The sequence below is a fragment of the Schaalia odontolytica genome (assembly GCF_024584435.1).
Lineage (GTDB): Bacteria > Actinomycetota > Actinomycetes > Actinomycetales > Actinomycetaceae > Pauljensenia.
On the sequence record NZ_CP102197.1, the window covers coordinates 32997 to 46346 of the forward strand.

General features: G+C 68.4%; 8 protein-coding genes and 1 riboswitch. All 8 genes read left to right on the top strand.

The annotated features are described in order from the left end of the window. Nucleotides 1-13: 13 nt before the first annotated feature. The 8 genes from NQK35_RS00130 (at nt 14) to guaA (ending at nt 13236) form a co-directional block, all read left to right on the top strand. The gene (locus NQK35_RS00130; protein ID WP_257114159.1) at nt 14-1504 is read left to right on the top strand and encodes a DUF1846 domain-containing protein; all 1491 of its coding nucleotides are present in this window, start codon (nt 14-16) and stop codon (nt 1502-1504) included. 157 nt (nt 1505-1661) lie between these two features. Then, nucleotides 1662-4460 (top strand): UvrD-helicase domain-containing protein, encoded by a 2799-nt coding sequence (locus NQK35_RS00135; RefSeq protein WP_257114160.1) that lies wholly within the window; start codon nt 1662-1664, stop codon nt 4458-4460. 404 nt (nt 4461-4864) lie between these two features. Then, on the top strand, nt 4865-6052 hold the full coding sequence (sucC, locus tag NQK35_RS00140) for an ADP-forming succinate--CoA ligase subunit beta (RefSeq protein WP_257114161.1): 1188 nt from the start codon (nt 4865-4867) through the stop codon (nt 6050-6052). Nucleotides 6053-6079: 27 nt separating this feature from the next. Further along, a complete protein-coding gene (gene sucD / locus NQK35_RS00145; protein WP_257114162.1) occupies nt 6080-7000 on the top strand; it encodes a succinate--CoA ligase subunit alpha in 921 nt (306 codons plus the stop codon). A gap of 83 nt (nt 7001-7083) precedes the next feature. Further along, the gene (locus NQK35_RS00150) at nt 7084-8469 is read left to right on the top strand and encodes a cell division protein PerM (protein ID WP_257114163.1); all 1386 of its coding nucleotides are present in this window, start codon (nt 7084-7086) and stop codon (nt 8467-8469) included. A 2-nt stretch (nt 8470-8471) separates the two neighbouring features. Next, a riboswitch (ZMP/ZTP riboswitch) is annotated at nt 8472-8556 on the top strand. Between the two features lie 20 nt (nt 8557-8576). Beyond that, the gene (purH, locus tag NQK35_RS00155; protein WP_257114164.1) at nt 8577-10421 is read left to right on the top strand and encodes a bifunctional phosphoribosylaminoimidazolecarboxamide formyltransferase/IMP cyclohydrolase; all 1845 of its coding nucleotides are present in this window, start codon (nt 8577-8579) and stop codon (nt 10419-10421) included. A gap of 264 nt (nt 10422-10685) precedes the next feature. Continuing rightward, nucleotides 10686-11273, top strand: coding sequence for a biotin transporter BioY (locus NQK35_RS00160; protein WP_048742410.1), 588 nt, complete (start codon nt 10686-10688; stop codon nt 11271-11273). 406 nt (nt 11274-11679) lie between these two features. Then, a complete protein-coding gene (gene guaA, locus NQK35_RS00165) occupies nt 11680-13236 on the top strand; it encodes a glutamine-hydrolyzing GMP synthase (protein WP_257114738.1) in 1557 nt (518 codons plus the stop codon). Nucleotides 13237-13350 lie beyond the last annotated feature (114 nt).

Sequence of the window (13350 nt, forward strand, 5' to 3'; positions counted from 1 at the left end):
ACTCGGAGGATGCATGCACAGCATCGGTTTTGATAGTGATCGTTACGTCGAGATGCAGTCTCGCCATATCGCCAAGCGGCGCAGTGAGTTCGGCGGGAAGCTCTACCTGGAGTTCGGCGGCAAGCTGATTGACGACATGCACGCCTCGCGCGTCCTGCCCGGTTTCACCCCCGACAACAAGGTGCGCATGCTGCGCGAGCTGGCCGACGAGGTCGAGATCATCGTCGCCGTCAACGCCAAGGATTTTGCCCGGCGCAAGGTGCGTGCCGACGTGGGCACCACCTACGACGACGAGGTCCTGCGTCAGATTGACGAGTTCCGGGAGCGCGGCCTGTACGTCGGCTCCGTCGTCATCACTCAGTGGACAGACGACAACAAGGCGGCCGCCGAGGTCAAGGAGCGCTTCGAGAAGCTCGGCATCCGCGTCTACCGTCACTTCCCGATCCCCGGATACCCCTCGGACGTGGAACGCATCGTCTCCGACGCGGGCTACGGCGCGAACGAGTACGTTCAGACCAGCCGCAACCTCGTGGTCGTCACGGCCCCCGGCCCGGGGTCGGGCAAGATGGCGACCTGCCTGTCACAGCTCTATCACGACCACAAGCGCGGCATCGAGTCCGGATACGCGAAGTGGGAGACGTTCCCGATCTGGAACATCGGGTTGGACCACCCGGTGAACATCGCCTACGAGGCGGCCACGGCGGACCTGGACGACGTCAACATGATCGATCCCTTCCACCTTGAGGCCTACGGGGTGAAGACGGTCAACTACAACCGCGATGTCGAGATCTTCCCCGTGCTGAGCCGCCTGTTCGAGAAGATCCTGGGTGCCTCCCCCTACAAGAGTCCCACCGACATGGGCGTGAACATGGCGGGCCACTGCATCGTTGACGACGAGGCATGCAAGGAGGCCTCGCGTCAGGAGATCATCCGCCGCTACTACAAGGCGCTCGTGACGGAGAAGAAGGAGATGAGCGAGCCTATTCAGTCGGGTCGCATCTCCCTCCTCATGGCCAAGGTCGGCGTGGGGCGCATGGACCGCCCGGTCGTGCTCCCCGCCATGGAGCTGGCCGAGGCCACGGGAGAGCCCGCCGCAGCCATTGAGCTGCCCGATGGCCAGATCGTCACGGGCAAGACCTCCGCGCTGCTGGGGTGCTCCTCCGCGATGCTTCTCAACGCTTTGAAGAAGCTCGCGGGGCTTGCGGACGAGGTCCAGCTCCTCGCGCCCGAGTCGATTGAGCCGATCCAGCGCCTCAAGACCCACGACCTGGGTTCTCGCAACCCGCGCCTGCACACAGACGAGGTCCTTATCGCCCTGGCGGTGAGCGCCAACGGTGACGACAACGCGCGCCGGGCGCTCGACCAGCTGGGCGCCCTGCGCGGCTGCGACGTGCACGAGTCCGTCATCCTCGGCCCCGTTGACGAGGGCATCTTCCGCTCCCTGGGCATCCAGGTGACGACGGAGCCGGTGTACGCGACCAAGTCGCTGTACCGCAAGAAGTAGCTCCCTGCACCAGGCCGGGGCTGACCGCTCTCTCACGCGCAGGCCAGCCCCGGCCTCGTCGTTTCCGGCTTCGGCCCCTGAGGCGGCGTCGGCGCGTGGCTGGCGCCACCGGGGTGGGGCGCGCAGGCGCGGGTGGGGCGGTTTAGGCTTGGATGCGATGAGTGACGCGACTTCTCTACCCGACTTTGGTTACCTGATTGGCTTGGACGGAGGCCGCGACGACGATTACGTTCCGCCGCAGGCTCCCGTCTTCGACGTGGAGGACGCGCTGGGGGCCGACGTCGAAGGCGGCTGGCCCGACATCGCCGTCCCCGGTGGCTCGTCGGGGCGCCCCTCTGCGTGGGAGCCTTCGCAGGGCGTGGACGCGAGCTGGCGGAGCGACGCCGGGCGTCCCGGCGTGGATCCGGAATCGCTCACGCGCGGCCTCAATGATCGCCAACGCGAGGCGGTCACGCACGCGGGTGCGCCGCTGCTGATCCTCGCGGGGGCGGGATCGGGGAAAACGCGCGTGCTCACCCACCGCATCGCCTACCTGCTGGCCACCGGGCGAGCGCGGGCCGGGCAAATCCTGGCGATCACATTCACGAACAAGGCGGCGGCGGAGATGCGCGAGCGGGCGGGTGCGCTCGTGGGCGGGGACGCGCGACGCATGTGGGTGTCGACATTCCACTCGGCGTGCGTGCGCCTGCTGCGCTACGAGCACGAGGCTGCGGGCCTGTCGTCCTCTTTCACGATCTACGACGCGCAGGACTCCCAGCGCCTCATCCAGATGGTCCTCAAGGCAATGGACGTGGACATCAAGCGTTTCACGCCGAAGATGGTGGCGGCGCGCATCTCGGACGCTAAGAATGAGCTGATCGGTCCCGCGCGCTACGGCGAGACCGCCGGGAAGGATCCAGTGTCGCGCATCGTCGCCGACGCCTACGTCGAGTACGACAAACGCATGCGAGCCTCCAACGCGCTGGACTTCGACGACCTGATCATGCGCACCGTCGATCTGCTGCGTGAGAACCCGCTGATCGCCGAGCACTACCACCGGCGCTTCCGCCACATCCTGGTGGACGAATACCAGGACACGAACCACGCGCAGTACGTGCTGGTGCGCACCCTGGTGGGCGACGGAAAGGACGGGGTTGCGCCCGCCGAGCTGACGGTCGTGGGCGACTCCGACCAGTCAATCTACGCCTTCCGAGGCGCCACGATCCGCAACATCGAGGAGTTCGAGCGCGATTTTTCGGGCGCGCGCACGATCCTGCTGGAACAGAACTATCGGTCGACTCAGAACATCTTGTCGGCGGCCAACGCTGTCATCGCCCGCAACAGCGGAAGACGCGCGAAGAACCTGTGGACCGCCTCCGGCGATGGAGCGCTCATCACGCTGGACGCGGCCGACTCCGAGCACGACGAGGCGCGTTTCGTTGTCGCTGAGATCGACCGCCTGGCGGATGCGGGCGCCGAATGGGGAGACATCGCGGTATTCTACCGCACGAACGCCCAGTCGCGCGCCCTCGAAGAGCTCCTCGTCCGTCAGGGAATCCCGTACCGCGTCGTCGGCGGCACGCGCTTCTACGAGCGCCGCGAGATCAAGGATGCGCTGGCCTACCTGCAGGTCATCTCCAACCCGGATGACACGGTCGCGGCCCGCCGCATCCTCAATGTTCCCAAGCGAGGCATCGGCGCGAAGGCCGAGGAGGCGATCGCCGAACACGCAGCCCGCTACGGCATATCCTTCGGCGCGGCGCTGCGTCACCTGTGGCAACGCGCCGGATGCCCCGCGGGGGAGGGCGAGGGGATCGATGTCGAGGCCCTTGCTCGTCCCACTTCCCCGGACGAGGACTCCGCGCGCTCCTCGGCCCCCGTCTCCTCGGATGATGCGGCGGGGGAGACCCCGGGTGCTCGCGATGGCGCGGATGAGAGCGTGGCTGCGGCCCCGGCCTCGTCATCTTCTGCCGAGGGCGCGCCCGAGACGGCCCCCGAGGTTGCGGGGATCACCCCGCGCGCGGCGAAGGCGGCGGCCGCCTTCTGGGGACTCATCGAGGCGCTGCGCGCGGCCGAGGCTCGCGGTGCCTCCCAAGCCGACATCCTCGAGGAGGTCCTCGATCGCACGGGCTATCTGGCTCAGCTGCGCCGCAGCGAAGACCCGCAGGATGCCTCTCGCGTGGAGAACCTGGCGGAGCTGCACTCGGTTGCGGGGGCCTTCGCGGCCGAGGCCCCGGGCGCGAGCCTGGCCGACTTCCTGGAGCGCGTGGCCCTCGTGGCGGACTCGGACCAGGTGCCCGCCGAAGGGGAACGCGGCGGGCAGGTGACCCTCATGACGGTCCACACCGCCAAGGGGCTCGAGTTCCCCACCGTCTTTGTCACAGGCATGGAGGACGGCACATTCCCGCACCAGCGTAGCCTCGCGGACGAGAGCGAGTTGGAGGAGGAGCGCCGGCTGGCCTATGTGGCGATCACGCGCGCTCGCGAGCGCCTCTACCTGACCCGCGCCGCCGTTCGCAGCGCGTGGGGGACCCCGCAGGAGATGCCGCCCTCGCGTTTCATTGACGACATTCCCGCCGAGCTGCTCGACGTCAGGCGGGCCGCCACCTCGGGTGAGCGCGCACGCGCCTCCTACGGCGGTTCCTACGGCGGAGCGTACGGCGCCGCGCGTGACGGGCGCGATCCCTGGGGCGAGCGCGACTCGGGTGCCTTCGGTTCGGGGCGCGGCGGCGGGGCCGTTCAGACGGGAGGGGTTCGCAAGGTGACGCGCATGGGCGTCACGCCCACCGCCCAGGCGACGCAGGACAAGCCCGTGCTGGCGCTGAAGGTCGGGGACCGCGTCAGACACGCAACATTGGGGGCGGGGACCGTCACCGGGATCGAAGGGGAGGGGCCGCGCACGGTGGCGCGCATTCGCTTCGGCATGGCTGACAAGCGTCTTCTCGTCCGCATGGCGCCGATGGAGAAGATCTCGTAGCGGCCCGCGTGCGGCCGAAATTGTGAACGCGAACGCACGCCGGGTAGCGGACCTGCCTTGCGGCTCGCGTGCGACTGGGGGTTTTTCTACATGTTCGAGGCGACACGCCGGTGACACGCCACGAGAGGCGTCAAGATGTAGAAAAACCCCCACGGGGAGTCGTCGGGGCATGCCCCAGGTGAGCGTTGCGCGAGGTCGGCCGCCCCGCTGGTTGGTGATCGCGTCCGGAGCGGCTTTGGATAGGGCGCGAGGTCGGGTCGTCACACCTTGGCAATGCCAAGGGCGCATCGCGTGATGGTCAAGGGGCCTGAAAGCGTTGATAATATGCGGAAACGGGGGCGTCAGGGCCGGTCGCACGGTAGAATTACTGCGCTGACCACACCACGTTCAACGGAGGGAATAAGGTGGATCTCTACGAGTACCAGGCCAGGCAGATGTTCAAGGAACACGGCGTGCCCGTGCTGGACTACCGGCTGGCGTCGACCCCCGACGAGGCGCGCGAGGGAGCGCGTGAACTCCTGGAGGGCGGTGCAACCCTGTTGGTTGTCAAGGCACAGGTCAAGACCGGAGGACGCGGCAAGGCCGGAGGCGTGAAGCTCGCGCACACGGCCGAGGAAGCGGGCGAAAAGGCTCAGGAGATTCTCGGCCTCGACATCAAGGGGCACGTCGTCACGCGCGTCATGATTGCCTCCGGAGCGGACATTGCCGCCGAATACTACTTCTCGATCCTGCTGGACCGCTCGAACCGTCGCCACCTGGCGATGTGTTCGCGCGAGGGAGGCATGGATATCGAAACGCTCGCGAAGGAACGGCCCGAGGCTCTGGCCCGCGTTCCCCTGGATCCGCTCGTCGGCATTGACGCCGACGTCGCGCGTCGCATCGTGGACGAAGCCGGGTTCGACCCAGCCACCGGCGACGCCATCGCCCCGGTTCTGCAGACCCTGTGGGAGGTCTACCGCGATGAGGATGCCACCCTGGTGGAGGTCAATCCCCTGGTGCTGAGTCCCGACGGCTCCGTCTGGGCGGTGGACGGCAAGGTCACCTTGGACGACAACGCTCGTTTCCGCCACCCCGATCACGCGGGGCTGGTGGACGTGGCCGCGCAGGACCCGCGTGAGGCGGCCGCGAAGGAAGCCGGGCTGAACTACGTGCGCCTCGAAGGGGAGGTCGGGGTGATCGGCAACGGCGCAGGCCTGGTCATGTCGACGCTCGACGTGGTCGCCATGGCCGGCGAGGAGTTCGGCGGGCTCAAGCCCGCGAATTTCCTGGACATCGGGGGCGGCGCGTCGGCCGAGGTCATGGCCCGTGGCCTGGAGATCATCCTCGGAGACGACCAGGTGCGCTCCGTGTTTGTCAACGTCTTCGGTGGCATCACGGCCTGCGACCAGGTTGCCCGAGGCATCATCGGCGCGCTCGACGCACTGGGGGAGACGGCAACCAAGCCCCTCGTCGTACGCCTCGACGGCAACAGGGTGGAGGAGGGCCGCGCGATCCTCGCCGAGGCCCGTCACCCCCTCGTCCGCATGGAGGAGACCATGGACGGTGCCGCCCGGCGTGCGGCGCAGCTCGCCGCGCAGGCGCCCTCGAAGTAACGACCCGAGAACCGCAGGAGACACATCATGACAATCTTCGTCAACTCTGACACCCGGGTCATCGTCCAGGGGATGACCGGAGCCGAAGGCCGCAAGCACACCCAGCGCATGCTGAGCGCGGGTACCGCGGTCGTGGGCGGAACGAACCCACGCAAGGCAGGAACAACCGTCACCTTTGACGTGGTCGGATACGGTCCGGCCGCCGGTCGAGTGGCCGACGGGCAGGTCGAGGTCCCCGTCTACGGCACGGTCGCCGAGGCCCGCGAGGCAACGGGGGCGAACGCCTCCGTCATCTTTGTTCCTCCCGCCTTCGCCAAGGCGGCGGCACTGGAGGCCATCGATGTGGGCATCGAGACGATCGTGCTCATTACCGAGGGGATCCCCGTTCAGGACTCGACGATCGTCGTTGAGCATGCGCTCGCGGCGGGCGTGCGCCTGATCGGCCCGAACTGTCCCGGCATCATCTCGCCCGGGCAAGCAAACCTGGGGATTACCCCGGCCGACATCACGGGACCGGGGCGCCTGGGCCTCGTCTCCAAGTCGGGCACCCTGACTTACCAGCTGATGTACGAGCTGCGTGACTTTGGCTTCACGACGTGCCTGGGCATCGGCGGGGACCCGGTGGTCGGTACGACCCACATCGACGCGCTGGCTGCCTTCGAAGAGGACCCCGATACGGACCTCGTCATCATGATCGGCGAGATCGGCGGCGACGCCGAAGAACGTGCCGCCGAGTGGATCAGCCAGAACATGTCGAAGCCGGTCGTGGCCTACATCGCTGGATTCACCGCTCCCGAGGGGAAGACGATGGGGCACGCGGGAGCCATCGTGTCCGGATCCTCCGGTACCGCGTCCGCGAAGGCCGCGGCACTCGAGGCCGTGGGTGTTCGCGTGGGACGCACCCCCTCCCAGACTGCTCAGATCGCTCGCGAGCTCCTGTCGCGGTAACGACGCGACTATTCGGCCCGGGGTCGGCGTGCAGCGTCGCGACCCCGGGCCGATTCTGACACTATGGGGTAGTGAGCGAGCGCATGACGAATGAAGCCAGACCCCGGAGAACCACGACCACCTACGTGCCCGATCGGGCGACGGTTCGTGTCGCCGTCCCCCGCGGCTGGGCCCGCGGCGTCCTCGCAGGAGTCGAGGCAGCCTTCGCCGGGTGGGCGATCACCACGGTGCTCACCATGGTTGCCTACCTGTCGATCCGGTCGAACACGTGGATGAACGATACAACCCCGCGCGATGCGCTCGGCCTGGGGGGTGACCTGTGGTCGGCCGTTGTGGGCGGAACCGCCGTGGTCGGGGGCGTCTCCTACCGGGCGATACCGACCCTGGTGGGGGCCATGCTTGTTGTTCTCGTGCGGGTCCTGCTGCGCACGACCGCGGGATTCCCCCGCTCCTCGGCGCTGTTCGCCGCGCCCGGTTTCCTGCTCACCTCCTGGCTCCTCGTGGGCGCCTCGGGCCAGCACTCGCACTGGTGGACGGGAACCCTCGGTGCGATCATCATTCCCCTCGTCGGCTCGGTGTGGTTTGTCGCGTCGGGCTACTCGCGCGACGATGGCGCGCCCGCCATGCAGCACTGGATTTCGGGTGGATTCAAGATGGGCGGGCTGCTCGTCGTGGCGCTCGCCCTCGCCGCGTCGGTCGCGTCGATCGTGGCCCTCTCGCTCTCCTGGACCCGCGTGAGCGGAATTCACGAGCTTCTGGGAGCCTCTTCGGCGGCCGACTCGACCTTCATCGTCGGCGTGCAGTTGCTCTTCGCCCCCTCGGTGGTGGCGTGGGCGGCAGCATGGTGGTCGGGAGCGGGTTTCCTGACGGCCACCGACGCGTTGCACTCTCCGTCGGCCGCCGACCAGGGTCCCATCCCCCCGATCCCGCTGCTCGGCGCGATCCCCGAGTCCGCCCCCGGCATGTGGTTGATCCTCCTTCCGATCTTGCTTGGCCTGGCCGTGGGAGCCGTGTGCGCCTGGCGTTTTCGGCGCGAACACCTCCTGCACCAGAGCGCCCAGGGTCTCCTCGCGACGGGAGTGTTCGCGGCGGTGGTAGCGCTGTGGATGTGGAGCGCGACCATGAGCCTGGGGGCCGTTCGCCTCTCGACGATGGGGCCGCGCGTCGGCTGGGTGACGCTCGCCCTCGTCCTCGAGATCGCGCTGCCCGCCGTGCTTGTCTCCCTGGCAACCCACCCCACGACGCTGGCGCTCATCGGGGAGGGGACGGGACGCGTGCGTCGGCGCGGCGAGGCAGCAGGCCGACGCGCCAGCGAGGCCGACGTGTCCGAGGAGTCCGCGGCCTCGGCCAGCGGCGGCAGCGACGAGGGCGGGGACGGAGCCGCCGGCGAGCGGCGCGGAGGGGGCAGCGACGCGCACGAGGCGAACGAACCGTGGGCGCAACCCGCGCAGGAACAACACATCGACTAAGCTGAAGGGGCCGCGACTGGCGAGGGTGGATGACCACCGGGGAGCGGCCGACCTTCCCGAGAGGCGTCGCCCGCCTGGGCGCCCGGGTGACCCGACCTGGAGGAACCATGTCCGTTTCCCTCGACAACCTGGAACCCATTGACCTGCGCCCGATCAGGCGGGCCCTGATCTCTGTCTACGACAAGACGGGACTGGAGGACCTGGCGCGTGCCCTCGGCGCTGCCGGTGTGGAGATTGTGTCCACGGGCTCGACGGCCGAACGCATCAGCGCCGCCGGAATCCCCGTCACCCCCGTGGAAGCCGTCACGGGCTTCCCCGAGGTGCTCGAGGGGCGGGTGAAGACCCTGCACCCCTTCGTCCATGCCGGCATCCTTGCCGACCAGCGCAAGGCCAGCCACCGTGAGCAGATCGCCTCCCTCGGAATCGCCCCCTTCGACCTGGTGGTGTGCAACCTGTACCCCTTTGCGGACACCGTTGCCTCGGGCGCCTCCTTCGATGCGTGCGTCGAGCAGATCGACATCGGTGGGCCTTCCATGGTGCGCGCGGCCGCCAAGAACCACCCCTCGGTCGCGGTCGTGACCTCCCCGAGTCGATACGCCGATGTCGCCGAGGCGGTGGCGGGGGAGGGCTTCACGCTCGCCCAGCGTCGTCGGCTCGCGGCCGAGGCATTCGCTCACACCGCCGCCTACGACCTCGCGATCGCCGGGTGGCTGGCAGACCAGCTTGAGTTGGAGGACGTGCGCGAGACCCTGGACGATGCGGCCGAAGCACACCTGGAGGCCTCGGACGCCGCTTTCCTCGCCTCGCTCGGCTACCGAGATGGCGGGGAGGATTGTGTTGAGGACGAGCCCGGCGAGACGGATGGGGTGGCCTCGGGGATGCCCGTTGTCGTCGCGGACGCCTTCGAGCGCGTGGAGTCGTTGCGTTACGGGGAGAACCCGCACCAGGGCGCGGCCGTCTACCGCGAGATCGATGAGAGCTTCGAGGAATCGGACCCCGAGGATGGGGCTGCGGCACAGGGTATTGCCAATGCGATCCAGCTCCACGGCAAGGCGATGAGCTACAACAACTACACGGATGGGGACGCCGCTCTGCGTGCCGCCTACGATCATGAGCGTCCGTGCGTTGCCATCATTAAGCACGCGAACCCGTGCGGCATCGCCGTCGGCGAGGACGTGGCCGAGGCACATCGGCTCGCGCACGCGTGCGACCCCGTGTCTGCATTCGGCGGCGTCATCGCGGTCAATCGTCCGGTGAGCGTGGAGCTCGCCCGCCAGATCGTCCCGATCTTTACCGAGGTTGTGCTGGCCCCCGGATACGACGAGGGGGCCCTCGAGGTTTTGCGCGCAAAGAAGAACCTGCGTGTCCTTCAGGTCCAGCCCCCGGCGCGAGGTTCGTACGAGTTCAAGCAGATCAGCGGCGGGCTGCTGGTGCAGGAACGAGACGATATTGATGCGCCCGGAGATAGTGCGACCAACTGGACGCTGGCCGCCGGTGCGCCCGCCGACGAGCGGACCCTTGCCGACCTGGAGTTCGCCTGGCGGGCGGTACGTTCCGTTCGCTCGAACGCGATCCTGCTGGTGAAGGACGGTGCGTCCGTGGGCGTGGGCATGGGACAGGTGAATCGCGTCGACTCCTGCAAGCTCGCTGTCGAGCGGGCAAACACCCTCGGGGCGCGCTCGACGGGGGATGCGGCCGCCTCAGAGGATGCCGCAGGGGGTGCGCGCGCCTCCGACGTTGTGGCCGAGGCACCCGAGCGCCGCTCTGTCGGGGCGGTCGCTGCCTCCGACGCGTTCTTCCCCTTCGCCGACGGCCTGCAGGTCCTCATTGACGCGGGAGTGAGCGCCGTGGTGCAGCCCGGTGGGTCCGTGCGTGATCAGGAGTCGATCGACGCGGCGAATGCTGCCGGCATCACGATGTACCTGACGGGGACGCGCCACTTCGCGCACTGAAGGCCTCTCGACCGCGGGGCGGGTGGGTCCGGAGGAGTCGCCCGCCCCGCGGTCGTCTTCTCGCGGTGCGGTCCTCATCCTCGGACGGAAGCCGACTCATCCGGCTCCGTCGTGCGGCGCTGTCGACGAGGCTGCGTCGCGCGTCCTTCCCAACGAGCCTGACCATCGCCTGTGATGTGCTTGCGCGAGGTTGACAGGCCCCCACAGCCGGTGTCTAATTCAACTATTGAACTAACGGCCGTTGGCCCCGTCGAAAGGCTCTCTATGACCACGATGACCGCTACCCCCGCCCTCCCGGCGCGCCGCAACCGCGTCCTCGCCGATCGCCTGGGCGGCTCCCTCGTCCGCGAGATTGCCCTCGTGGTCGGTGGCACGCTCGCGATGATTGCCCTGGCTCGGATCTCGGTTCCCCTGCCGTTCACGCCCATTCCGGTTTCCCTGGGCACCCTCGGCGCGCTGTCGGTGGGCACGGTTCTTGGCGCGCGTCGAGGTCTCATCTCGGTCCTTGGGTACGCGGCCCTGGGCGTTGCGGGCGCCCCGGTCTTCACCGGGTCAAACGTCGGTTGGGCGTTCGCATCCTTCGGCTACATCCTCGGATACTTCCTGGTGGCGGCGATCGCCGGACTGGCCGCCGAGCGTGGGGCAGACCGACGCGTCATCACGATGGCGCCGACCGCCCTGGTCTCCCTGGCGTCCGTGTACATCGCGGGCCTGGCCTGGATGATTCCCTTCACCCACATGACCTTCACGGATGGACTCCTCAAGGGTTTCGTTCCCTTTATCATCGGTGATCTTGTCAAGGCGGCCGTTGCCACCGGACTTTTCCCGGTGCTTCGCTCGTTCTTCCGCTGAGCGCTTCGCCGCGCAGGCGTCAGTAGGCGGCCTCGCCCCGATGGGGTGGGGCCGCCGTCTTCTTCCGGCTGGTGAAACCCGGGGCGCCCCTGTCCCGGGGTTGTCTGTGGGCTGGTGAAACCCGGGGCGCCCCTGCTGGGGCGAATCGGCCCCACATCGGTACTTTTGTCGAGGCAGGGGTGGTCGCGGTTTCGTGCGGCGTTGCGCTCCTCCGAGCAGGGGTGGTCGCGGTTTCACGCGTGCCGCTCGCTCGGCGTCGGATCGCTCCGAGACGCCTCGCTCGGCTCATCGCATCGGTGCCGACGGCGCGGGTGACGGCGATGGCGCGCGTGCGCGGAGACACGTGCAATGAAGCGCGACGCCGTGAGTGAGCCCGGGTACCATGGGCAGGGTGAACGCTACCGACATGCATCCCGTCCTCGTCGTCGACTTCGGCGCGCAGTATGCCCAGCTCATCGCCCGCCGTGTGCGCGAGGCGAACGTCTACTCGGAGATCGTTCCTCACACGATGAGCGTGGCCGACATGCTCGCGAAGGAGCCGGCAGCGATCATTCTCTCGGGTGGGCCGTCCTCCGTGTATGAAGAGGGTGCGCCGAGCGTGGATCCGGCGATCTTCGAGGCCGGCGTGCCGGTCCTGGGGATCTGCTACGGCTTCCAGACCATGGCCCACGCCCTGGGTGGCACCGTGGGTCGCACGGGCACCCGCGAGTACGGGCACACCGAGGCGTCCGTCGCGGCAGACTCGTGCCTCTTCGGTGGCACCCCGGGCGACCAGATCGTGTGGATGAGCCACGGCGACGCCGTCCAGGGCGCCCCGCAGGGGTTCACCGTCACGGCCTCCACCTCCGAGACCCCGGTCGCGGCCTTCGAGTCGCGTGAGCGCCGCCTCTACGGCCTGCAGTGGCACCCCGAGGTGGGCCACTCCCAGTTCGGACAGGCTGCCCTGAGGAACTTCCTGTACGAGGGTGCTGGCCTGGAGCCCACGTGGACCGCCGGTTCGATCGTGGACGAGCAGGTCGCGAAGATCCGCGAGCAGGTGGGCGACGCGCAGGTCATTTGCGCCCTGTCGGGCGGCGTGGACTCCTCCGTGGCAGCCGCTCTTGTTCACAGGGCTGTCGGCGACCAGCTGACCTGCTTCTTCATCGACCACGGTCTGCTGCGTGCGGGCGAGCGCGAGCAGGTGGAGGGTGACTACGCGCGCGGCATGGGCATCCGCGTCATCACGTGCGACGAGTCCGAGCGCTTCCTCTCCGCCCTCGCCGGCGTCACCGAGCCTGAGGCCAAGCGCAAGATCATCGGTCGCGAGTTCATTCGCTCCTTCGAGGCCGCCCAGAAGCAGGTCATCGAGGAGGTGGGCGCCGCCGGCGGCGAGGTGAAGTTCCTGGTTCAGGGCACCCTGTACCCCGACGTCGTCGAGTCCGGCGGCGGCGAGGGCGCGGCCAACATCAAGAGCCACCACAACGTGGGCGGCCTGCCCGAGGACATGACCTTTGAGCTGGTTGAGCCCCTGCGTACTCTCTTCAAGGACGAGGTGCGCGCGGTGGGCCGCGAGCTGGGCCTGCCCGACTACCTGGTGAACCGCCAGCCCTTCCCGGGCCCCGGCCTGGGCATCCGCATCATCGGCGAGGTCACGCGCGAGCGCCTGGATATCCTGCGTGCCGCCGACCTGATCGCCCGCGAGGAGCTCACCGCCGCCGGCCTGGATCAGGAGATCTGGCAGTGCCCGGTCGTCCTGCTCGCCGACGTGCGTAGCGTGGGCGTCCAGGGGGACGGGCGCACCTACGGTCACCCGATCGTGCTGCGCCCCGTGTCCTCCGAGGATGCGATGACGGCGGACTGGACGCGCCTGCCCTACGACGTGTTGGCCCGCATCTCCACGCGTATCACCAACTCGGTGCCCGAGGTCAACCGCGTCGTCCTCGACGTGACCTCCAAGCCCCCGGCCACCATCGAGTGGGAGTGACGCTCACGCCGAGCTGAGTGCACACGCTCAAAGCCTCGGCCTCGTCCCTGGTTCGTGGGACGAGGCCGGGGTTCGTTTATCGAGAGAGCGCGGCGAGTGCCAGATCTTCCATGC